We start from the raw sequence: 22673 nt of genomic DNA on the forward strand, positions 1-22673 counted from the left end.
GTTTCACGGGAAAGCTCGATCATTCTGGCATGGCTTCACGTACGGCTTGACGCGCCAGCCTCTTACAGTAGCTATGGCAGATCTCTTACACGGCTTTCACACCCAAAAACGGGGCAGGAAAACGGTTCAATCCTGTCGTTAAGACTTAAAAATTAGTTGAATAAATATGCTTAAAAAAACAGCAAAAAAAAGAGCCGAGACCAGGCTCGACTCTTCAACATTGCCATTTTTTAATCAGCTCAAGCGGTTGGCCGGATTGAGATAGGCCTTGCGCAGCGATTCCGGCGCCAGCACCTCCAGTTCACCGCTGATGTTGTTCAACCAGCTGCGAAACTCCGGGGTGTCTTGCACTTCTGTCTCGACCACCACGCTGCGCTTGTCATAGCGGGTCATGCGCGGATTGTTGCCGGGGATCTGGTTATCCACCAGCGACTGGCTGTTGGCATCGATCCGACCGACGAAGCGGATCGGGCCGCTCACGTCCTGATAGCCCTGATCGCGGATCAGCCTTTGGATATTGAAATCCTTCGGCTGGGTGGCGCTGAAGTTGGTCAGCTCCACGCTCTTGATATGGTCGAACGGGATGCCGTAAACCTTGGGATCCAGCTCAGACAGGGTGCAGAGCAGGATCGGGCCATCCGGCTGATTGAGAATGCCGAGCGGGTTGATCCGGTCGTAGCAGAGCCACACGGTGCGCTCTTTGATCACGCGCTGGATCTCAGCGCTGAACTTGCGGCCACGCCATAGCGCATCGCGGATCAGGGTGCTACGGCGGATCTCCGGGTTGCCGGCAAACGGGCGCGGCGACTGGTGGACACTCTCCAGCCAGCGCTCGGCCAGTTCACTCTGGCTGTCGCGGATCACCTGGCTCGCCTTGTCGACCAGCGGGTTCAATTCGGTCAGTACACTCGCCGGCAACAGTTGGCTCGCCTGATCACTCCAGGTTTTCAGGGCCACCGCCAGCGAGAGCGGCATGATATTGGCAAAGTCGTTGAGGCCGTGGCGCTCGAAGCACCAGCCATGGGGTTTGCTGCGCTCGTCCGAGGTGAGGTCGAACAGTCCCATGCCGGACATCTCCTCCAGGTCCCGCTGCACGGTACGCAGACTGACGTGGATACCTTCCTCTTCCAGTTTTACCTGGAGTTGGCTGGCGGTCAGCTTGTAAGGGCGGTGCGGGATGCAACGCGCCAAGGTCAGTTGTCGTAACAGCTTCTTACTCATGGTGCATGCCTTCACTGGTTTAGCGTTGACTGTATGCTAGTCGTGACTTGCGACAGTCTATGTCGCAAGTTTTGCTGCGACAACTGTCGCCATTTTCATACAAACGTCGATATGTAATTGATTTTACATCACAAAAAAGAACAAATCGGGGTCAACCCAGGCTTAAATTAGCAAGAAAAGCATCAAATTAAAGTTCTACACGCCACTCCAATGGCAGTTAAACATTCCATGAATAAATAATTAATCAGAATATTATCTCGAAAGGGGGAGGCTAGCCTCCCCCTCCCCTGTTTACATCAGCCACGACCAGGCTGACTTGGTGATGGCCGCACCGATCATGTATCCGAACACCGCCAGCGCCGCCACACCGGCCACCAGCTTCTGACCGCGGGCCGGGCGCTTGAGTGCCATCACACCCAGACCGATATAGAGCACCAGTGCAATCAGCTTGGCCATCAGCCAGGGCTGCTGACCCGGGCTCAGCTGCAAGGTCACCGCCAGCAGCACGCCAAACAGCAGCAGGAAGGTGTCGTTGATATGAGGCAGGATCTTCAGCCACTTCTGCTGCAACCGATCGCTGCCGGCCAGTGCCAGGCGCCAGCGATAGATAAAGAGCAGCAGACTGACCAGCGCCAGCGTCATATGCAGGTGTTTGAACATGGGGTAATAGGCAATCATTTTGCTTCCTTGTCGTCGTCGGGTAGCCCGCTATTCCAGTTGTGGGCATGGATACGCTCCTGCCCCTCCTCGTCGTCTTGCAACAGATCGGAGAGGATCTCCCGGTATTGCAGGCTCTTGTTGATATAAGTGTGTTCGTCGTCCAGATAGTTGACCTGCTCGCGCAACAGCCAGTTATCGTGCTGTTTGAAGGTCTGACCCGCCCGCCAGGCCTGGTTGGCCCGAAAACCGAGCTGGGTCAGGGCTTCCACCCCCAGATCGACCGCTGAGCCCAGGGTTTCCCGGTGCACGCTCTCGACCCCGTGCCGCAGTATCTCGTGGGCATGGGGTCGATCCAGCGCTCGCGCCAGGATCTTCAGGTGCGGGAAGTGCTTCTGCACCATCTCGATCACCGCCAGCGAGGTAGCCGGATCGTTGATGGAGAGCACCAGTAGCTTCGCCTTGTGCGCCCCTGCAGCATGGAGCAGATCGATCCGGCTGGCATCGCCATAAAACACCTGATAGCCATACTTGCGCAACGTCTCTATCTGGCTGGCATCCTGCTCGAGGATGGTGGTACCGATGCCGTGACCATGCAGCAAGCGCCCCACTATCTGGCCGAAACGGCCGAAGCCCGCGATGATCACCGGATGCTCCACCAGCTCAGGTTGCTCATGCTGCGGTGCGTCGCTCTGGTTACGGTAATCGAACCAGGGCTGGATCACCCGATCATTGAGGATCAGCAGCAGCGGGGTCAACGCCATCGAGAGCGCCACCACCAATGTCAGCAGCGAGAGGGTCTCACCGGGCAGCACCCGGTTCTGGGCGGCAAACGAAAAGAGCACGAAGGCAAACTCCCCCCCTTGTGCCAGCGCCAGCGCAAAGGTCCAGCGTTGGCTCGGCGAGATGCGGATGGCAAAGCCGAGCGCCATCAGCACCAGCCATTTGAGCGCCATCAGACCAACCACCAAAGTGGGAATGAGGAAGGGGTGCTCGGCAAACAGCCCGAAGTCGATACCCGCCCCCACCGACATAAAGAACAGACCGAGCAGCAAGCCCTTGAACGGCTCTATGTCTGCCTCCAGCTCGTGGCGATATTCGCTGTCGGCCAGCACCACCCCAGCGAGGAAGGAGCCGAGAGCAGGCGAGAGCCCCACCGACTCCATCAGCACCGCGATGGCAATCACCAGCAGCAGGGCGGCGGCGACGAAGATCTCCCGCATGTGGGACTGGGCGATGGCGCGAAACACCGGCCGCATCAGGTAGTGGCCACCCAGCACGATGCCGGAGATCGCCGCGACCACCAGCAGACCATGCTGCCAACCTGCCAGCTCGGCGCTGCCATTGCTGGCCACCGGCGCGATGGCCAGCAGCGGCAGCAGCGCCAGGATCGGAATGACCGCAATATCCTGAAACAGCAGCACCGCAAAGGCGGAGCGACCACTCTCGCTCAGCATCAGCTTGCGCTCCTGCAGGCTCTGCAGAACGATGGCGGTGGAGGAGAGCGCCAGGATCAGGCCGATGGCCAGCCCCTGTTGCAGCGGCAGGCCGATGAGGTGCGCCACGCCGGTCAGCGCCGCCGTGGTAAGCAGCACCTGCAGGCCGCCGGTGCCGAGGATCGGCCCCTTCAGCTGCCACAAGAGGGCCGGACGCAATTCAAGACCGACCAGAAACAGCATCAGCACCACGCCAAACTCGGCGAAGTGCATCACGTCCTTCTGCTCCCCCACCAGCCCCAGCAGGAAGGGGCCTATGATGATCCCCGCCAGCAGATAGCCGAGCACTGAGCCCAGCCCCCAGCGTTTGGCCAGCGGCACCGCGATGACGGCGGCAGATAGGTAGATAAAGGCATCAAACAGGATCCCGTGGCCCATCAGTCAGCCCTCCGTGTGAACATCTGATCCGGCTCATGGAGTCGGCCAACAAGCTGCCAATGTGTCATCAGAGTACCTCCAGCAAGTCGCGTAGATAAGGACGCCCAGCCAACTGTTCAGGGGTCAGCTGATCGTCACGCAGGGCGCACAGCAGCTGGCGATAATCCTGACCACAGCGGCGCAGGGCGGCGGGATCCTTGATCTTGTGAAAGGAGTGCAGCACGAAGGGGGGCAGCCAGTTCATGCCACACAAGGTGGCAGCCTGTTGAAATGGCAGCAGAAAATCGAGCAGCGGTCGGCTGTTGTACCCCTCGCTGCAGTAGGACTCCGGCGCCCCGCCGGTGGTAATGGCGCTCAGCCACTGCTTGCCCTTGAGGGCGTGGGCTTCGGGGCCGTAGGCGTAGCCATACTCCAGCACCAGATCCATCCACTCTTTCATGATGGCCGGGCAGGAGTACCAGTAAAACGGGTGCTGGAAGACGATGATATCGTGCTCAGAGAGCAGCGCCTGCTCCCGCTTCACATCGATGAACATGTCGGGATAGTGCTGGTATAGGTCGTGAACCGTGACCCCCTCCAGCCCCTCAATCGCCTGCAACAGCTGCTTGTTGGCCCGCGAGCTCTGCAGCGCGGGATGGGAAAAAATAACCAGAATGCGTTTCATGACCACATCACCCGAACAAAGCCTTGCGGTGCAAGGCGCGGTAAACAGAAAAGGGGAGTCTGGGGAGCTGCATCGTAAAGGTGCACAGGAGAGCGACCTTATCAGGAAGCGCCATAGCCTGCCAACTCGGGGATCAGCTCCCGCAGCGCCGGATTGAGGGTCTGGTGGGCGGGATAGCAGAGCCCGATCCGGCGAAACATCCGCGGCCCGCTCACCGGCAGGGTACAGAGACCCGCCTCATCTTCCACCAGCCCGTCCGGCAGAAAACTGATGCCGACTCCCGCCAGCACCAGCGCCATCACCAACCCCTTGCTCTGTGCCTTAGCCACCAGATTGAGGGTAAGGCGGTCACAGGCCAGCAGGCCGATAGTCTGCTGATGGGCTTCGCAGGGCGGGCACTCAATAAAATCATAATGTTGCAGCTCGGCCAACTCGATCCTTTCGCGACTGGCAAGGGGATGGTCGACCGGCACGCAGAGCACGTAATCCTCCTCCCAGAGCGGCAGAAAGATCTCGTCCTCCCGGCGCAAGGCATCCAGCGTCAAGCGGCAGTCGGCGGGCGTGGCGTAGTCGGAGAGGGTGAGATCCAGCTGCGGCAACACACGCTGTACTTGCTGCAGCAGCCCGGCCACCCGGCGGCGACTCAAGTCCGGCATGATGGCGATATTGAGCCTCGCACGCGTCGCTTTCTGGCGAAACAGCTCTGGCAAACGGCGCGCCTCCTCCACCAGCTTGACCGCGTGAGGATAGAGATAGTGGGCCGGATCTTTCGCCACCACCCCCTTTTTGCCCCGGACAAACAGGCTGTCACCGAGCGCCTCTTCCAGCTGGCGCAGCCCCGCCGAGAGGGAGGGCTGGCTGACGTGGCAGCGCTCGGCCGCCGCCGTGATGTTCTTCTCTTCATAGATGGCGATGAAGAAACGCAGCAATCTCAAGTCCAGCATAAACCAACCATAGTTTTTTCAGATGATAACCAGCGGAAAACAATATTTATCACTTATAGATGCAGTGACTATAGTGATTGGGTTCCGTGCTGGCCAGCCACCTGTTTGCTCAAACCGACTCTTGAATCAGAAGGAAAGACCCATGTCCAAATCTCTCGTCGTGATCACCGGTGCCTCCGCCGGGATCGGTGCCGCTATCGCCCGAGCCTTCTCTGCTGCCGGTCATCCGCTGCTGCTGCTGGCCCGTCGGGTCGAGCCGATGCAGGCGCTGAATCTGCCCAATACCCTCTGCATCGGGGTCGATGTGACCGACACCGCCGCCATGAAGGCCGCCGTCCAGCAGGCAGAAGCCCAATTTGGCCCGGTGGGCTGCATGGTCAACAACGCCGGCGTCATGCTGCTGGGTCAGGCCGATGTGCAGGATCCCGCCGAGTGGCAGCAGATGCTCAACATCAACGTGATGGGGGTGCTGAACGGCGTCCATGCGGTACTGGCGGGCATGAAGGAGCGCCGCAGCGGCACCATCATCAACATCAGCTCCATCGCTGGTCGCAAGACCTTCCCGAACCATGCCGCCTACTGCGCCACCAAGTTCGCCGTGCACGCCCTGACCGAGAACATCCGGGAAGAGGTGGCCGATGTGGGTGTGCGGATGGTGACCATTGCCCCGGGTGCGGTGGAGACCGAACTGCTCAGCCACACCACTGACGAGAACATCAAGGCCGGTTACCACGACTGGAAAGATCAGATGGGCGGCGTCATTGCGCCGGAAGTGATCGCCGATGCCGTGCTCTACGCCTGGAACCAGCCTGCCAACGTCTGCGTGCGCGAGATCGTGCTGGCGGCGACCCGTCAGCAACCTTAATCCGGGCTGACTGACACCATGGGGAGGGCTTGACCCTCCCCCGGGGCACAGGGTTACCATGTGCCCCTTGTTATTTTCGAGTCATTCCATGGTTCTCACCCGTCGCCAACTCGCTCACGCCCGTCGCTGGCTCCCCTTGTGGAGTCTGGTGCTGGTGTTGATGTCGTTTGGCAGCCGGGCCGCAACCGACCTCTGTACCCTGACTACCCACTGCAGCCAGAGCGAGCGCACCCTGGAAAAAGCGATGCCCTGCGGCAGCTTTACCACCGCCCTCTCGATGACGCTGGTAAGCAGCGACAGCCTGACGGTTGCCGTGCTGGAACCGGATAGCCCCGAATTCTCCCCCCCCTCTCTCTATATGCCGGACGCCCCGTGCGAGCGGCTCGAACGTCCCCCTCGCCCCCGGATCTGAAAGCCATCCCATATCGGGCATCTTTTCTTTAAATCTGAGGTGAGTGATGTACAAACCCCTGTTACTGGCCATGCTGGCCGGTACCGTCAGCTTTTCGGCTCTCGCGGCCGAGAAGATGACCGTCTACAAATCCAAATATTGTGGCTGCTGCCAAAGCTGGAACGAGCACATGGAGCAGAATGGCTTCGAACTGGAAGTCATCGAAACCGAACAGCTCGGCGCAGTGAAGCAGCAATACGGTATCGCGCCGGAACTGGCCTCCTGCCATACCGGCGTGGTGAACGGCTATGTGATCGAGGGGCATGTACCGGCCGCCGATGTGCAGAAGCTGCTCAGGGAAAAACCGGCGATCCGTGGCCTGACCATTCCGGGCATGCCCCAGAGTGCGCCGGGCATGGATATTCCGGGCCATCCCTATGAGGTACTGAGTATCAGCAACGAGGGCGCGACCAACCGCTGGTCGAGCTACCCAGGCTGACGAAAACTGGTCATGAGAGGGCACTCCCACATCATGTGAGGCACACCTGAACGGACTTTTGCCGCTCATGGCCAGAAAGAGGGCCGCTATCGCGAGATAGCGGCTTTTTTTGATTACATTTCCTGCAATAACAAGGGATTGCTTGCAACCACCGGCAACAAGGGGCAGATTTAACGCCAATTCATGGAGCCGATGCTCAGGTCAACCAACCCTTTCCAGCGCCAAGGATGCGACATGTTTACCTTTTCCCGAGGAGTTCTGCTGCTAGCCTTTCTGACAGTTCTCCCCCCCACTTATGCCAATGAAGAGCCCGCCATGCTGACAAGCGAACATCCAATCCAGCCGCCCGTGGCCGCCAAACATCCCCATACCCTGAAAAAGCACGGGGATACCCGCACCGACAACTACTACTGGCTGCGAGACGACCAGCGTCAGGCGCCGGAAGTGCTGCAATACCTTGAGGCCGAGAACGCCTACACCGAGGCCATGCTCAAACCGACCCAGCCATTGCGCGAACAGCTTTACAAGGAGATGGTCGCCCGCATTCCTCAGCAGGATGAGTCGGTGCCCTATGTGAAGAACGGCTACCGCTACCAGACCCGCTATGAGCCGGGCAAGGAGTACGGTATCTACTCCCGCACCAAGCTCGGCGAAGAGCAGGCGAGCCTGCTGCTCGACAGCAACCAGCGGGCCGAAGGACACGAGTTCTACGCCCTCGGCGCCCTTGAGGTGAGCCGCAACAACCGCTGGCTGGCAGTGGCGGAAGATCTCCTCTCCCGTCGTCAGTACCAGATCCAGTTCCTCGATCTGGAGAGCGGCCAGTGGGCCACCGACAAGCTGGAAAACACCTCCGGCAATCTGGTGTGGGCCAACGACAACAAGACCGTCTTCTACGTGCGCAAGCACCCGCAGACCCTGCTGCCCTATCAGGTCTATCGCCACGAGCTTGGCAGCGATCCGGCCAAGGATCAGCTGGTCTACGAGGAGAAGGATGACTCCTTCTACGTCAGCCTCTACGCCACCACCTCGGAAGATTTCATCGTCATCGCCCTCTCCAGCACCACCACCGGCGAAGTGCGGCTGATCGATGCCAACGTGCCGAGTCAGCGGCCACGGCTGTTTCTGCCCCGTCAGGTGGATCACGAATACAGCCTGGATCACTACCGTGGCCGCTTCTATGTGCGCTCCAACAAGGACGGCAAGAACTTCGGCCTCTATGAGACCAAAGAGAGCCCGGTCGATCGCTGGAAGGCGGTCATTGCCCCCAATCCAGACGTGCTGCTGGAGAGCTATGCCCTGTTCAAGGATTGGCTGGTACTGGAAGAGCGCAGCAAGGGGCTGACCCGACTACGCCAGATCAACTGGCAGAGCGGCGACGAGAAGGAGATCGCCTTCGACGACCCTGCCTATGTCACCTGGCTCGCCTACAACCCCGAGCCCGATACCAGCACCCTGCGCTACGGCTACTCCTCCATGACCACCCCCTCATCCACCTATGAGCTGGATATGACGAGCGGCAAGCGCACCCTGCTCAAGCAGCAGCCGGTGGCAGGCTTCAAGGCCGACCAGTACGCCAGCGAGCGGCTCTGGGTCACCGCCCGTGACGGCGTATCGGTGCCGGTGTCGCTGGTCTATCGCAAGGACAAGTTCAAGAAAGAGCAGGCCGATGCGCCCAAGAATCCGCTGCTGGTCTATGGCTACGGCTCCTACGGCGCCAGCATGGATCCCGACTTCAGCAGCTCGCGCCTGAGCCTGCTGGACCGCGGCTTCGTCTACGCCATCGCCCATATCCGGGGTGGCGAAGAGTTGGGCCGTCACTGGTACGAAGATGGCAAACTGCTGAACAAGCAGAACACCTTTAATGACTTTATCGATGTCACCGAGGCGCTGGTCGCTCAGGGTTATGGCGCCAGGGATCAGGTCTACGCCATGGGCGGCAGTGCCGGTGGCCTGCTGATGGGGGCCGTCATCAATCAGGCGCCCGAACTCTATCGCGGTGTAGTGGCGCAGGTGCCGTTCGTCGATGTGGTCACCACCATGCTGGACGAGTCGATTCCCCTCACCACCGGGGAGTATGACGAGTGGGGCAACCCGAACCAGAAGCGCTACTACGACTACATGAAGGCTTATAGCCCCTACGATCAGGTGAAGGCGCAAGCCTACCCCAACCTGCTGGTCACCACCGGGCTGCACGACTCGCAAGTGCAGTATTGGGAGCCCGCCAAGTGGGTCGCCAAGCTGCGCGAGCTGAAGACGGATGATAACAAGTTGTTACTCAATACCGACATGGACGCCGGCCACGGCGGCAAGTCGGGCCGCTTCAAAGCCTACGAAGATATCGCGCTGGAATACGCCTTTATCCTGGATCTGGCCACCCCGGCCAACTGATCCATCATGACTCCGGCCCTTGCCACGCAAGGGCCGCATAAGACTCTCCCCATACGTTCCCCGCCCTGCTCGAAAAATTAATCTCGGATCAAGAAATTGATGATCGACATCAAACTTTTCGATATTTAACGCTGCTTTTTTGCCGTTTTGTTTGATTTATGTTGGCACAATGTGCTTAATCGAAGTCGTTATCGCTTTTTATTTGGCCCCTCAGGGGCCAAATTATCTTCTGCTGGCAGGACGCCGGTTATCTCACCGCAGGATGATGGTGGCTTTTTTTGGGAGGGGGTAACAGCCCGACCATTCCTCGCATGAGGCCCTATCGGCAAGCCCGACGCAAAACGGGACTTGACCGCACATTCACCCGTGGAACGGGTGAGATAAATCAATGAAAAGGATGGAATAGATGAAAGGATTAACCTTGGCGTGCGCCCTGTCGGCGGCTCTGGTCGGTGTCTCATTTGGTGGTCCGGTACAAGCGCAGGAGCGCTTCGTGACCATAGGCACCGGCGGTCAGACCGGCGTCTACTACGTGGCGGGCCAGTCCATCTGCCGCTTCCTCAATCGCGGCGCAGCCGATCACCAAATCAAGTGCAATGCCCCGGCCAGTGGCGGCGGTGTTGCCAACGTCAACGGCATCCGCAGCGGTGAGTTCAACTTCGGCATCATGCAATCCGACCACCAGTTCAAGGCGATGAAAGGGCTGCCGCCGTTCCAGGCCGAAGGGGCCATGGATGACATTCGCGCCGTCTTCTCCCTGCAGAGTGAGGTATTCACCATTCTGGCTCGCCGCGATGCCAAGATCGCCAGCTTCGACGATCTGAAAGGCAAGCGGGTCAACATCGGCAACCCGGGCTCCGGCCAGCGTGACACCATGGAAGAGATCATGGCGGTCAAAGGCTGGAAGAAGGGTGACTTCGGTCTGGTCTCAGAGCTGAAGCCTGCCGAACAGGCCTCCGCCCTCGGTGACAACAACATCGACGCCATGAGCTACTTCGTCGGCCATCCGAACGGCGCCATTCAGGAAGCCTCCACCACCACAGACGCAGTACTGGTACCGGTGACCGGCGCAGATATCGACAAGCTGCTGGCCGAGAAGAGTTACTACAGCAAGGCCGAGATCCCGGGCGGCATCTACAAGGGCAGCGATAAGCCGACCCCGTCCATTGGTGGCAAAGCGGTGCTCTCCACCAGCGCCAAAACCGATCCGGAAGTGGTCTATCAGCTGGTCAAATCGGTGTTCGACAACCTGGATCGCTTCAAGCGCCTGCACCCTGCCTTTGCCGACCTGAAAGAGGCCGACATGATCAAGGTGGGTCTCTCTGCACCGCTGCATGAAGGGGCTGCCCGCTACTACAAAGAGCGCGGCTGGCTCTGATTTCTGGCCCCGGGGCCTTTGTCATTCTCTTCGACACCCGTCTGCCGCCTGATTGCGGAGGCGGGTGTCGCTCTTGTTGTACTCGCTGGCACAAGTTAACCCTATGCAAGATAACCAACTTTCTACCGAGGAACTGATCGCCCAGGATGTGGGCGCTCGTCTGCCGTTAGGCCCTCTGGGCTGGATCATCACCGCCCTGGCGCTGGCCTGGTCGCTGTTCCAGCTCTGGATCGCCTCACCACTCCCCTTCATGGTGGGGTTTGGCGTCCTCAATGACACCGAAACCCGATCCATTCACCTCACCTTTGCCCTGTTGCTGGCCTTTCTGGTGTTCCCGGCATTTCGCTCTTCGCCGCGAGATCGGGTGCCCCTCAGCGATATCGCCCTCGGCCTGATCGCCGCGGGTGCCGCCGCCTATCTGTTTGTGATGTACGAAGCGCTGGCGCTGCGTCCCGGTACCCTCGCCACCGCCGATCTGGTCACCGCCTGTATCGGTCTGCCGCTGCTGCTGGAAGCGGCGCGCCGCGCGCTGGGGCCGGCACTGGCGGTCATCGCCATCGCCTTTCTGGTCTACAGTCTGGCGGGCCCCTGGATGCCGGGGCTACTGGCCCACCGCGGGGTGAGCTTTACCGCGCTGGCCAACCACCAGTGGATCACCACCGAAGGGGTGTTCGGCATCGCCCTCGGCGTTTCCACCAGCTTCGTGTTCCTGTTCGTGCTGTTCGGCGCCCTGCTGGAGCGGGCCGGTGCCGGTCACTACTTTATCCAGCTCGCCTTCAGCCTGCTCGGCCACCTGCGCGGCGGCCCGGCCAAGGCGGCAGTGGTCGCCTCCGGCCTGACCGGTCTGATCTCCGGCTCGTCGATTGCCAACGTGGTGACCACCGGCACCTTCACCATTCCGATGATGAAGAAGGTCGGCTTCAGCGCCGAGAAAGCGGGGGCGGTCGAGGTGGCCTCCTCGGTCAACGGCCAGATCATGCCACCAGTGATGGGGGCGGCCGCCTTCCTGATGGTGGAGTATGTGGGTATCCCCTATGTGGAGATCATCAAGCACGCCTTCCTGCCTGCCACCATCTCCTATATCGCGCTGCTATATATCGTCCATCTGGAAGCGCTGAAACTGGGCATGCAGCCCATCGGTGGCCATCAGCCCAAGCCCTGGCTGCGCCGTCTGACCGGCTTTGCCTTTGGCGCCGCCCTGATCAGCGGACTGTCGCTGGCGGTCTACTATGGCCTCGGCTGGCTCAAGCCTGTGCTGGGTGACTACGCCCTGCCGGGGATCAGCCTGCTGCTGGCGCTGGCCTATCTGGGACTGCTGAAGATCGCCGCCAGCAACGAACCGCTGGCGGCGGAAGATCCCGACAAGCCGCTCACCGAACTGCCCGATACCCGTGCCGTGCTGCTCTCCGGCCTGCATTTCATGCTGCCGGTGGTGGTACTGGTGTGGTGCCTGATGGTGGAGCGCCTCTCGCCGGGACTGTCGGCCTTCTGGGGCACCGTGATGCTGGTGATCATCCTGCTGACCCAGCGCCCGCTGCTCAACTGGCTGCGCCAGGACGGCAAGCACGACTACGGCACCGTCGCTGACGGCGTAGTGGATCTGCGGGAAGGGCTGGTCGCCGGTGCCCGCAACATGATTGGTATCGGCATTGCCACCGCCACTGCGGGGATTATCGTGGGTGCGGTCTCCCAGACCGGGGTTGGTCTGGTGCTGGCGGATCTGGTGGAGTTCCTCTCCATGGGCAACCTGCTGCTGATGCTGCTGCTGACCGCCCTGCTGAGCCTTATTCTCGGCATGGGGCTGCCCACCACTGCCAACTACATAGTGGTATCCAGCCTGCTGGCGCCGGTGGTGGTGACGCTGGGGCAGCAGAATGGGCTGATCGTGCCGCTTATCGCGGTGCACCTGTTCGTCTTCTACTTCGGCATCATGGCGGATGTGACGCCGCCGGTGGGGCTGGCCTCCTTCGCGGCAGCCGCCGTCTCCAAGGGAGATCCCATCAAAACCGGGATCACCGCCTTCTACTACAGCCTGCGTACCGCGGCGCTGCCGTTCCTGTTCATCTTCAACACCGATCTGCTGCTGATCGACGTGGACTTCGCCCACGGGGTGCTGATCTTCATGGTGGCGACCATCGCCATGCTGATCTTCGCCGCCGCGACCCAGGGCTGGTTCCTGGTGAAGAGCCGCTGGTACGAGAGCGTGCTGCTGCTGCTGGTTGCCTTCACCCTGTTCCGCCCGGGTTTCTGGATGGACATGGTGCACGATCCCTATCGCGAGAGCCCGCCTGCCCAACTGGCCCAAACCATGGGTGAAGTGGAGGCGGAGAGCACCCTGCGGCTGCGGATCCTCGGTGAAGATGCGGTGGGCAAGCCACGCAAGTTCACCCTGCTGGTCGCCGTACCGGATGGGGAAAATGGCGAGGAGCGGCTGGCCAATCTGGGGCTGAGCCTCTATGAGCAGGATGGCAAGACGCTGATCGACAACGTCGCCTTTGGCAGCCCGGCCGCCACCATGGGACTGGAGTTCGATCAGGAGATCCTCACCGTCAAGGCGCCCACCGAGCGCTGGACCAAGGAGTGGATGTGGATCCCGGGCTTCCTGCTGTTCGGGGTGATCGTCTGGCTGCAGCGTCGCCGCAGCGTCAAGGCCGGTTAATCCGCCGAGCAAATGAGACAGAGGGCCGCTATTGCGGCCCTCTTTTTTATTGCCTTGCCCTCTGCGGCTTTTGCGAGAGGCGGTAGTCATGGAAAAAGCTAAACGGTGGCGAGCGGCCAAAAAAAGTGGGGTGACATGTCCATGTCACCCCCTCGCAAATAGCATGTTCCATATTGGAGTCCGGCCACGCCGGGTTTCTGTTTCACTTTCCGATAGTTCGCGACCCATCTGAAAAGTGCGCGCCAATTGCAGTTATACAAGTGGCCAGCTACCCGTTACAACCTTCGTCCACACGGCAGACAAGCCACCGTGTTTGTCCTTGCAACTGAAATATTACGCATAAAAACAAAATAAAAAACGTTTTTATGCCCATTCCATTCACATTGGAGTACAAAAAACAGCCTTATCATCACCACTAAATTGTTATAAAACAGCAAGATATATTCATGCGTGGTTATTCACCCGCAAAGGGCATCAGCAATAGCTTACAAGGCTTTGCGAGATCTCGCACAAAAAATGGCCGCCTCACAACCAGCGGCGCAGCGGCAACCAGTCGCTCAGGCGGGCTATCAGCCGCCTTGACCACCCCTCGGGTTTGCGCGGTGATCCGCCAGCCTGATCCTGCCAGCAAGCCAACCAATCTCGCAGCGCCTCGCAGATCGGCGGGCAGTGCAGATGCAGCATCAGTTCGGTATTGAGAAACAGCGAGCGGGGATCGAGGTTGAGGCTGCCAAACAGCGCCCGCTCCTCCCCCAGCAGGATCAGCTTGGCGTGCAGGCTGCCGTGGCCATGGTCAAACTCGGCGACCCGGATCCCTTGGCGCAGCAACCAGCCGAGATAACGCTGATAGGCGCCATAAACCAGTGGCACATCGGTACTGGCCAGCGAGTTGGTGAGAATGTCGATGGCGACGCAGCCGCGCCAGACGATGGCGAAATCCACGGGTGAGAATGAGGTAAGGGGTGACCAACGCCAAGCGGTGGGGATTATTTGCCAACTGGCGCCACAGCTGGCGAGCGGTGGTGGGACGGGAGATAAGCCCCTTACCTGGACGATCGAACCACACCTCGGCCCGCCCCTCATACCACTGCAGCGGCACGTCAGCCTCATCAAACAGCTCCGCTGGCAGATCGTAGACCCTTGCCACCGCCGGATCCGTCATGGTGAACAGGAAGTCGTTGACCACCTGAATTTCGGCGGGCAGCAGCTCACGGCGTAGCAGGTGGCGGATGGGGTGGCTCCAGCGGCTGTGCCAGAACTGCTCGAACCCCTGTGCCATCTGCTGGCACAGCCCCCCCTGACAGGCGAGATCGAGATCCACAAAGGGGGCCTGCGGATCCAGACCGAAGTAGCGATCGCCGATGTTACGCCCGCCAATCAGCGCCAGCTTGCCATCCACCTGCAGCAGCTTGTTGTGCATCCGGTGGTTGATGCGGCGAAAGCTGAGCAGCCCCTCCAGCAGCAGGGCCAGCGGGCGCCAGCCCCGCAGCCAGAAGGGGTTGAACAGCCGCACCTCGATCCCCGGGTAGTGAGCCACCATCTCCAGAAAGCGGTTGTCACCGGCATAGAGATCATCCACCAGCAGCTGCACCTTGACGCCACGCCGGGCGGCGTGGAGCAGCTCGCTCAGCAGCAGCTTGCCGCTGCTGTCCTCCTCCCAGCTGTAATACTGTGCCTGGATCCGCTCGCGGGCATGGCGGATCCAGTGGCAGCGCACCTTGAGTGCCAGCAGGGGAGCATCGATCAGGGCAAAGGATCCGGAGATCATGGTGTCATCCTGCTGTCATGGCCGGGTGTCATAACGCTGGCGAGCCTCGTCAGATATTCAAAAGGAGTTGCTGATGGAACTGCATGATACCCCGATGTTGCGCTATCTGGGCCAGCTCAGCCAGCCAGATCTCATCCCCGCCACAGACCCCGCCCACTGGCTCCTGCAACACAGGGACGGTGACTGGCAGTTGCCGACCGTGCAGGCAACCCTGCCGGTCAACCGGCTCAGGGCTGAGCCGCTTCGATAGCGGCGGCCTTGCCCTCGATCTGGGGCAGGCTGAAACGATAGGCCACGTAGTACTTGTAGATGGTGCCGACATAGTTGATCGGTCCCTGCCCGACTTCGTTGGCCACCAGCTGATCCACGTTGCCAAACCAGACGTTGGGATCGAGCCCCAGCTTCTCCGCCTTGCCCCGCAGCGCCTGCACCCGGTTCGGCCCCGCGTTGTAGGCGGCGAGGGCAAACAGGTGTCGGTTGAGCCGATCCAGTTTGGGATCATTGAAATAGGTATCGAGGATCAACCGCATGTAGCGGCAAGCAGCCTCCACATTGCCCTCAAGGGTGGTTAGCCTGGCACCGTTAATGCCGACCTCCCGCCCCGTGCTGGGCAGCAGCTGCATGAGGCCCACGGCCCCCTTGTGCGAGCGCACCTTGGGATTGAGGCCGGACTCCTTGTAACCGAGCGCAGCCAGCATCAGCCAGTCGAGATCGTATTGATTGGCGTACTTCTCCAGCACCTTGCGAATGGTAGCGAGGCGCCCCATGGGATCCGGGGCCAGGATATTGCTCATCTGATCGCTGTGAACCAGCAACCGCCGCAAGGTCATGTCGCTATAGAGGCTACTGCTGCTGACGCTCGCCAGATAGCCGTTGACCGCCTTGAGCAGCTCGGGGCTGTTCTTGCGCAGCGCCCAGGCGCTGGCGCCATTGCTGCGCAGCGGTACCAGCTTGTGGGCCTTGAGGCCGGAGATCATGCCCCCCAGCCAGATCCGCCCCTTGTAGCTGTCGGTCACCGTCAGGGGAATAATGCCGGCGGCCACCATCTCCAGCAGATCGCCATCTTGCAGGTATTCGGGCACCGTCTCGATATAGACGGGGGGCAGCCCCAGTTCGCGAAACAGCCAGTTGAGCTGGCGCAGACTCTCGTAGTAGCTGGAGCTGGCGCGCACCCAGACCCGACGGCCGGAGAGCTGGGTAATGCGGCTGAAGGCGGGCAGGCCCTTCTGGCTCACCACCCACTCCTCGATGGAAGAGATGAGCGGCCGAGAGAAGGCCACCTGCTCACGCCGGGTCGGGGTCACCGTCATGGTCGCCGCCACCAGATCGCCGCGCCCCTCTGCCAGATAGTCCAGCAGCTTGTCCTGACGCACCGGGATGTAGACCACCTTGAGCTTGACCTTCTCCTTGGCGAGATAGGTCTTGTTCAGCCAACGCTCGAACCCTTGCAGCTGATTGACCAGAATGCCGTACTGGGAGCCACGATCGAGAAAATAGAAGCCGCGCTCATAGACCACCAGGGCCCTGAGTTCGCGTTTTTGCAGAATACTTTCGAGGTCCCCGGGTTGGGGCAGACGCAGTGGCTTGAGTTCAGCCGCCAGCAGGGGAAAACAGCAGAGGGCCAGCAGAGCCCAGATCCAGCGCCGCATCACAATGGCTCCTGCGCTGACATCACTCCTGCTGCTTGTCGGCAGCACAGATCACGATAGAAGGTGGGATTGGGGGCAGAGATCCATCGCTGCGTCATGATGTTTACGCCTTCTGTTGGCCGACTCGCGCCGGGCAAAAACGTCTGTGGGGTAGAGTAACTATAGAACGGCGACCCACAGCAGAAGGGTCAACACGGCAGGCTGTGCTGCCGTGTTATCACATTAATCAGATAGAGCGGGCACGCAGCTCAAAAATGAGCTTTTCAGCGGTGCAGGTAAACTGCAGGCGGGCTTTCAGGATCACGCCGTTGGCGCCCTGGGTCAGTTCGCTGCTCACTTGGGCTTCGGCAGTGACCTGTTTGGCCAGTGCTTCATAGGCAGCCAGTTTGGCACGGGCATCAGCTTCGGTCGCGGCTTCAATCGCTAGCTCCATCACCTCATCACCTTCACCTATGATGGTGCCGATCTCGGCAAAACAGCCGCAGCTGTCACAGGTTTCGTTCAATTCTACTTTTTCGTCTACAGACATTTTCTACTCCTACTGCTTATTTCGGATGATTTGCGTCGTCACGCATCGCCTTGCGAAAATCTTTGATGGCGGTACCCAGATCCTCACCTGCACTGGCAAGACGTTTGCTGCCGAAAACCAGTACGACTACCAGCAAGAGGATCAACATATGCCAGATATGAATTCCACCGAGTCCCATAGGGATACTCCCTCACAAAGAGATATCTATCAGTTGTATCAAAATAGAGCGCAGGGATTGTTGGGCAAAATCAAGGCGGGCGCAAGTGAGCAAATAAATCATAACCAAAAAATAGGGCGACCCAAAGGTCGCCATATTGATTGTGCTACGTGTCCCCTCAACCGCTACATCCTGTACCAGTGGTTCATGCGAACCTGAGACCATTTGAGGATAAGATCGCCAAGATATGAAAACAAATGGTATAAATTCATCTTAGAATTGAGTGAGATTCATATCATGCTACTGGAACAACTGGGTCGCATCGACCTCAATCTGCTGATTATCCTGCAGGTGCTGCTGGAAGAGCGCAACGGCAGCAAGGCGGCACGCCGCCTTCATCTAAGCCAGTCTGCCGTCAGCAAGGCGCTCGGGCGCCTGCGTGACACTTTCGATGATCCTCTCTTTATCCGCTCAGCCTACGGACTCGAACCCACTGGTCGCGCCCTTGCGTTGCAGCAGCAGTTGCAACCCATCCTGCTATCGCTGGACAACCTGATCCAGCCGCCCGAATTCGATCCCGCCAGCTCGGAGCGGGAATTCGTCATTGCCAGCATGGACAGCGCTTTTACCCTGTTTGCACCACTGTACTTGAGCGAGCTGAAACGGCAGGCACCACGGATCCGCTTGCGCTATGAGGAGTGGACCGAAACCAGCCTGACCGAGATGAGTCAGGGGCAGGTGGATATCGCCTTCGCGGTGCGGGAGAACTGCATCAGCTCCGATTACCGGCTCGACACCCTGCCCGGCAACATCTGCCAGCGACTGCTGGCCGTCGATGATCTCACCTGTCTGGTACAGCAGCACCACCCCGCGCTGCGGGAGCCCAACTGGAATCTGGAACACTACCTCAGCTATCCCCATGTGCAGACCTACTGCGAGGGGCGGGATCGCTGGATGCTGGATCACAAGTTGGCAGAGCAGGATCTCTACCGGCGCATCGAGGCCACCGTCCCCTCCTTCGAGGCCGCACTGCGGATGGGGATGCACTCCGACATGATTGTGACCCTCTCCAAGCTCTACGCCCGCAACGCCACCCAGGTCTACCCGCTGTTGCAGCTACCGCTGCCCATCGCGCTGGACAGCATCTCCCACCTGCTGATCTGGCATCAGCGCCACAGCGAGGATCCGGGTCATCGCTGGTTGCGGGAGCTACTACTGACCCAGATCATGAGTCAGCTACAGCCAGCTTCGGGTCACTAAGTTCAGGGGATGGCGGTCACCGAAAGATAGTGGTGTACCCCATCCAGCAGCATCTGGACCGCGATCATCACCAGCAGCATGCCCATCAGCCGCTCTACCGCCGTGAGCCCTCGCTCACCAAGCAGCTTGTTGAATACCTCGTAGAACATCAGGATCACCGCGCTGGCAGCCCAGGCAATAAAGAGTGCCAGCGACCAGTCCACCATCCGGGCGGGTTCCTGATTGGCCAGTAGCATCAGGGAGGCCAGGATCGAGGGACCGGCGATCATCGGGATCGCCATCGGCACCAGGAAAGGCTCCTCACCCGCCGCCAGCCCGGTGACGCCCCCTTCACTGGGGAAGATCATCTTGATGGCGATCAGGAACAGGATGATGCCGCCGGCAATGCTGACCGCCTCCTGCCGCAGGTTGAGGAAACCGAGGATCTGCTGACCGACAAACAGGAACAGCATCATGATCGCCAGCGAGAAGAGCAGTTCGCGGATCATCACCTTGCGCCGCCGCTTGGGATCGATATGACGCAAGATAGAGAGGAACACCGGCAGGTTGCCCAGCGGATCCATGATCAGAAACAGCATGACTGCGGCAGAGAAAGTATCCATACAACGCCCTGGCTACGCCTTGAATAGGGAAAAGAGAGGGGGCGAAATATAGCAAAAGGCGAAGAATTCAGCGAGCGCCATGATGCGCTCGCAGGAGAGTCAACCGTGGTTGCAGATCTTGTCGGCGCGGGTCTGGAAGCCATCAGCCGAGTCGATGAATTTGCCGCGGGCGGCCAGAAAGTCGATCAACGCCTCCGCATCCATCTCGCTGGCGCTACAGGTATGAAACCGCGCATCGACCCCGAACCGTTCCGCCATCGCCTGCTTGAGGCTGGCGCGGCTAAATTGCCCCTCTTGCTCCAGCATCATCTCCATCACTTCATGACCATGTACCGATTGCGACATTTTCTACCCCAATAATAAATATGCAGAATGTACATTAAAGCCTGCCTCGCACCGGGAGACCTTGATATAAACCAACAAACCGCGCATTAGCTGACCAGAGGGGTGGTCAGCGCCCACGCTTTGTCGATAATGTGGCAACCCGGTGCAGGGATCGCTACACTGGCGCCCCATTTTAGCCATCGCAGACAATTTATAAGGATATTGGCGTCATGCAGTTCCATGGAGAGGCTATCAAGCCCTGGCAGATCTGGACTCGTCGTCCGCTCTGGCTCAAGACCCTGATCGGCATGTTGCTGGGGGTCGGCCTCGGGGTCGGCATTGAAGAGCAAGCCTTGCAGCTCAAGCCCATTGGCGTGTTGTTCGTCAACACTATCCAGATGCTGATGGTGCCCCTCATCTTCTGCTCGGTCATCGCTGGCCTCACCTCGCTGCTCAAGGGCAAGGCCCTGGATCGCATCGGCATCAAAGCCATCTGCCTCTACTTCTGCTCCACCGCCATCGCCATTTGCATCGGCCTGATGATGGGCTGGCTGCTGGAACCGGGCGTGGGCGCCGACATGGGCCCCTATCTGCGGCCCGGAGCGATGCTGGAGTCACCCTCGCTAGCCAACGTGCTCGGCAACCTGGTGCCAAGCAATCCGGTACAAGCGATGGTGGATGGAAAAATTCTGCAGGTGATCGTCTTTGCGGTGGCGCTGGCGGTGGCCCTCAACGCCTGTGGTCGTCGTGGCCGTCCTGCCATTCTCTTTTTCACCTCGCTGGCCGAGGGGATGTTCAAGCTGACCCAGATGGTGATGGCGCTCGCGCCCTACGGAGTCTGTGCCCTGATGGCCTGGATGACCAGCAAGTACGGCCTAGAGCTGCTACTGCCGCTGCTCAAGGTGATCGGCGCTGTCTACCTCGGTTGTCTGCTGCACGTGCTCGGCGTTTACAGCACCCTGTTGCTCCTGCTGGCACGGCTCAATCCGCTGCACTACTTCAAGAGCATCGTCGATGCCCAGGCAGTGGCCTTCACCAGCAGCTCCAGTAACAACACCCTGCCCATCACTCTGGCCTGCGCCGAGCAGCGGCTGGGTGTCTCACCCACTATTACCGCCAAGGTGCTGCCCATCGGTGCCACCATCAACATGGATGGCACAGCCCTCTATCAGGGAGTCACCGCACTGTTTGTGGCACAGGCGTTCGGGGTAGATCTGCATATGGTGGATTACCTGACCATCATCAGCATCGCCACCCTGGCCAGTATCGGCACGGCAGGCACCCCGGGTACCGGGCTAATGCTGCTGACCCTGACCCTGACGGCGGTCGGTTTGCCGCTGGAAGGAGTGGCGCTGATTGCAGGTATTGACCGGATCCTCGACATGGCGCGCACTACGGTCAACGTATCGGGGGATATTCTGGTATCTGTGCTGATCGCCCGCAGCGAGAACGAGCTGGATCTGACGACCTACCATGATGCCAGCGCAGGGGAAGATATCGAGTTCCCGCTGCGCTAGCGGAAGAGAGATCAGCTGTCGTGGGGATCGTGATGACAGCGCCAGCAGACCTCAAAGTTGGCGCCATTCTCCTCCCCGCACTGGCCACAGAGCCAGCCATTACCCTGGCGCTGCTGGTAACGCTCGATGACCCGCCCCGCCTTGCTGCGGTCTTCGCCACGCACAAGCAGGGTCACCTGCAGCATGTCTACCGGCAGGTCTCCCAGGGCGCCAAACAGTCCATCGCCATTGAGCCGCACCACCACCCCTTCCGCCTCCAGTGCCCCTTTCAGGGCGTGGGCCTCCAGGGTATGAGAAGCGCGATAAAGATTGATCCAGTTATCCATAGCTCCCCCTTACAACAACTTGTCGATGCCAAACTCGGCGCTATTTTCCATCATGAAATCGATAAATACCCGCAGCTTGCGCGGCATCAGCCGCCGTTCCGGAAACAGCAGGTAAATCGGCACCCTGGGCTGCTGCCAGTCCGGCAGCAAGATCACCAGTTCGCCACTGGCCAGCTCTTCCTGACAAAGCATAGCGGGTAGTGAAGCCAAGCCGATCCCCGCCTTCGCCGCCTCTCGGGCACAGGTAATATTATTGACCCGAAAACGGGATGGGGGGTCAACCAGCACCTCTTTGCCATCCCGGTCGAAACACCAGTGAGAAGCGAGAAAGCCACTGCTCACCGTCACCCGCTCATGGTCGGTTAAATCCTCTGGCCGGGTAATGGCCGGACTACGCGCCAGATAGTCAGGGCTGGCACAGAGCAGCCGACTCGTGCTCCAGAGTCGCCGCGCAGCCAGATTGGAGTCGCTCATGTCACCGACCCGCACCACCGCATCCAGCCCTTCGCTGATGGGATCGATCACCCGGTTGGTCAACTCCAGCTCTACCTGCAAGCCGGGATAGACCTGCAAAAATTTGGCGACCATACGCCCGATCACCAACTGCCCCGTCTCGATGGGCACTGCCAGCTTGAGGGTGCCAGTCACCTCCTGCTGGCTGGCGCTCAACATCAGCTCCGCCTCGGTCAGGGCATCGACCGCCTTGCTGCAGTGCAGGTAGTATTTCTCCCCCTCCTCGGTCAGGGTGAGCTGACGGGTAGAACGATAGAGCAGACGTACCCCGAGCCGCTGCTCCAGTTCGGCGATACGACGACTCACCATCGCCTTGGTCATCCCCAACTCCTGAGCGGCGGCGGTAAACGAACCTTTGTCGACAATACGCACCAGAATTAAGGCTGCATTGAGATCCATTGTTGCACCAGTGAAACTGTATATCTCGTGAACCAATACTAATCGAAACAGTCAGCCAGTGTTAGCCTGCCCGCCTTACGTTCAGGAAT

Annotated in this window: 21 protein-coding genes and 1 pseudogene; 9 read left to right on the top strand and 13 right to left on the bottom strand. The window is 59.8% G+C overall.

Going from position 1 to position 22673, the window contains the following annotated elements; genetic code table 11:
* Nucleotides 1-234: 234 nt before the first annotated feature.
* The 5 genes from CK911_RS15570 to CK911_RS15590 form a co-directional block, all read right to left on the bottom strand.
* Nucleotides 235-1221, bottom strand: coding sequence for a YafY family protein (locus CK911_RS15570; protein WP_068978328.1), 987 nt, complete (start codon nucleotides 1219-1221; stop codon nucleotides 235-237).
* A 291-nt stretch (nucleotides 1222-1512) separates the two neighbouring features.
* Nucleotides 1513-1899, bottom strand: coding sequence for a SirB2 family protein (locus tag CK911_RS15575; protein WP_033137694.1), 387 nt, complete (start codon nucleotides 1897-1899; stop codon nucleotides 1513-1515).
* The gene (locus tag CK911_RS15580) at nucleotides 1896-3752 is read right to left on the bottom strand and encodes a monovalent cation:proton antiporter-2 (CPA2) family protein (RefSeq protein ID WP_098971078.1); all 1857 of its coding nucleotides are present in this window, start codon (nucleotides 3750-3752) and stop codon (nucleotides 1896-1898) included. The genes CK911_RS15575 and CK911_RS15580 overlap by 4 nt, the downstream gene beginning before the upstream one ends.
* A 67-nt stretch (nucleotides 3753-3819) precedes the next feature.
* The gene (locus tag CK911_RS15585; protein ID WP_068978326.1) at nucleotides 3820-4416 is read right to left on the bottom strand and encodes an NAD(P)H-dependent oxidoreductase; all 597 of its coding nucleotides are present in this window, start codon (nucleotides 4414-4416) and stop codon (nucleotides 3820-3822) included.
* A 101-nt stretch (nucleotides 4417-4517) separates the two neighbouring features.
* Nucleotides 4518-5360, bottom strand: coding sequence for a LysR family transcriptional regulator (locus CK911_RS15590; RefSeq protein WP_098971081.1), 843 nt, complete (start codon nucleotides 5358-5360; stop codon nucleotides 4518-4520).
* A 142-nt stretch (nucleotides 5361-5502) separates the two neighbouring features.
* Between CK911_RS15590 and CK911_RS15595 the strand changes: the two genes are divergently transcribed.
* From CK911_RS15595 to CK911_RS15620, 6 genes are all read left to right on the top strand, one after another.
* Nucleotides 5503-6225, top strand: coding sequence for an SDR family oxidoreductase (locus CK911_RS15595; RefSeq protein WP_172954033.1), 723 nt, complete (start codon nucleotides 5503-5505; stop codon nucleotides 6223-6225).
* A gap of 88 nt (nucleotides 6226-6313) precedes the next feature.
* The gene (locus CK911_RS15600) at nucleotides 6314-6637 is read left to right on the top strand and encodes a hypothetical protein (protein WP_098971086.1); all 324 of its coding nucleotides are present in this window, start codon (nucleotides 6314-6316) and stop codon (nucleotides 6635-6637) included.
* Between the two features lie 46 nt (nucleotides 6638-6683).
* Nucleotides 6684-7115 (top strand): DUF411 domain-containing protein, encoded by a 432-nt coding sequence (locus CK911_RS15605; protein WP_098971088.1) that lies wholly within the window; start codon nucleotides 6684-6686, stop codon nucleotides 7113-7115.
* A gap of 234 nt (nucleotides 7116-7349) precedes the next feature.
* Nucleotides 7350-9503 carry a S9 family peptidase gene (locus CK911_RS15610; protein ID WP_172954034.1) on the top strand — a complete coding sequence of 718 codons (2154 nt, stop codon included), beginning with the start codon at nucleotides 7350-7352 and terminating at the stop codon, nucleotides 9501-9503.
* A gap of 406 nt (nucleotides 9504-9909) precedes the next feature.
* Complete coding sequence (locus CK911_RS15615) at nucleotides 9910-10881, top strand: TAXI family TRAP transporter solute-binding subunit (protein WP_042057072.1); 972 nt, start codon at nucleotides 9910-9912, stop codon at nucleotides 10879-10881.
* Nucleotides 10882-10984: 103 nt separating this feature from the next.
* The gene (locus tag CK911_RS15620) at nucleotides 10985-13540 is read left to right on the top strand and encodes a TRAP transporter permease (protein ID WP_098971093.1); all 2556 of its coding nucleotides are present in this window, start codon (nucleotides 10985-10987) and stop codon (nucleotides 13538-13540) included.
* Between the two features lie 525 nt (nucleotides 13541-14065).
* Here the strand turns inward: CK911_RS15620 and CK911_RS15625 are convergent.
* Nucleotides 14066-15308, bottom strand: a pseudogene (locus CK911_RS15625) (phospholipase D family protein).
* Between the two features lie 73 nt (nucleotides 15309-15381).
* Between CK911_RS15625 and CK911_RS21380 the strand changes: the two are divergent.
* Complete coding sequence (locus CK911_RS21380) at nucleotides 15382-15558, top strand: hypothetical protein (RefSeq protein ID WP_172954035.1); 177 nt, start codon at nucleotides 15382-15384, stop codon at nucleotides 15556-15558.
* Here the strand turns inward: CK911_RS21380 and CK911_RS15630 are convergent.
* The 3 genes from CK911_RS15630 to tatA all read right to left on the bottom strand — a co-directional run bounded on the left by CK911_RS15630 (nucleotide 15536) and on the right by tatA (nucleotide 17664).
* Nucleotides 15536-16957 (bottom strand): lytic transglycosylase F, encoded by a 1422-nt coding sequence (locus CK911_RS15630; RefSeq protein WP_098971095.1) that lies wholly within the window; start codon nucleotides 16955-16957, stop codon nucleotides 15536-15538. The genes CK911_RS21380 and CK911_RS15630 overlap by 23 nt on opposite strands.
* Nucleotides 16958-17183: 226 nt before the next feature.
* Nucleotides 17184-17486: a YfcZ/YiiS family protein gene (locus CK911_RS15635; RefSeq protein WP_042019736.1), complete on the bottom strand. Its 303-nt coding sequence runs from the start codon at nucleotides 17484-17486 to the stop codon at nucleotides 17184-17186.
* Between the two features lie 16 nt (nucleotides 17487-17502).
* The gene (tatA, locus tag CK911_RS15640; protein ID WP_005339944.1) at nucleotides 17503-17664 is read right to left on the bottom strand and encodes a twin-arginine translocase TatA/TatE family subunit; all 162 of its coding nucleotides are present in this window, start codon (nucleotides 17662-17664) and stop codon (nucleotides 17503-17505) included.
* A 276-nt stretch (nucleotides 17665-17940) separates the two neighbouring features.
* On the opposite strand from tatA, the gene CK911_RS15645 reads away from it, so the two are divergent.
* Complete coding sequence (locus tag CK911_RS15645) at nucleotides 17941-18903, top strand: LysR family transcriptional regulator (RefSeq protein WP_098971097.1); 963 nt, start codon at nucleotides 17941-17943, stop codon at nucleotides 18901-18903.
* Nucleotides 18904-18905: 2 nt separating this feature from the next.
* Here CK911_RS15645 and CK911_RS15650 read toward each other — a convergent pair whose 3' ends face one another.
* Both CK911_RS15650 and CK911_RS15655 read right to left on the bottom strand, forming a co-directional pair.
* Nucleotides 18906-19505, bottom strand: a complete 600-nt coding sequence (locus CK911_RS15650) for a YhgN family NAAT transporter (protein ID WP_042019740.1) — start codon at nucleotides 19503-19505, stop codon at nucleotides 18906-18908.
* Between the two features lie 99 nt (nucleotides 19506-19604).
* Nucleotides 19605-19850: a YecH family metal-binding protein gene (locus CK911_RS15655; RefSeq protein ID WP_098971099.1), complete on the bottom strand. Its 246-nt coding sequence runs from the start codon at nucleotides 19848-19850 to the stop codon at nucleotides 19605-19607.
* A gap of 209 nt (nucleotides 19851-20059) precedes the next feature.
* On the opposite strand from CK911_RS15655, the gene CK911_RS15660 reads away from it, so the two are divergent.
* Entirely contained in the window at nucleotides 20060-21346 is a 1287-nt protein-coding gene (locus CK911_RS15660; protein ID WP_098971102.1) for a dicarboxylate/amino acid:cation symporter, read from the top strand.
* Nucleotides 21347-21357: 11 nt separating this feature from the next.
* Here CK911_RS15660 and CK911_RS15665 read toward each other — a convergent pair whose 3' ends face one another.
* Both CK911_RS15665 and CK911_RS15670 read right to left on the bottom strand, forming a co-directional pair.
* Entirely contained in the window at nucleotides 21358-21672 is a 315-nt protein-coding gene (locus CK911_RS15665) for a DUF2007 domain-containing protein (protein ID WP_042019746.1), read from the bottom strand.
* 9 nt (nucleotides 21673-21681) lie between these two features.
* Complete coding sequence (locus CK911_RS15670; protein ID WP_098971105.1) at nucleotides 21682-22584, bottom strand: LysR family transcriptional regulator; 903 nt, start codon at nucleotides 22582-22584, stop codon at nucleotides 21682-21684.
* Nucleotides 22585-22673: the final 89 nt, after the last annotated feature.

This window comes from Aeromonas sp. CU5, assembly GCF_002586745.1.
GTDB classification, from domain to species: Bacteria; Pseudomonadota; Gammaproteobacteria; order Enterobacterales; family Aeromonadaceae; genus Aeromonas; species Aeromonas sobria.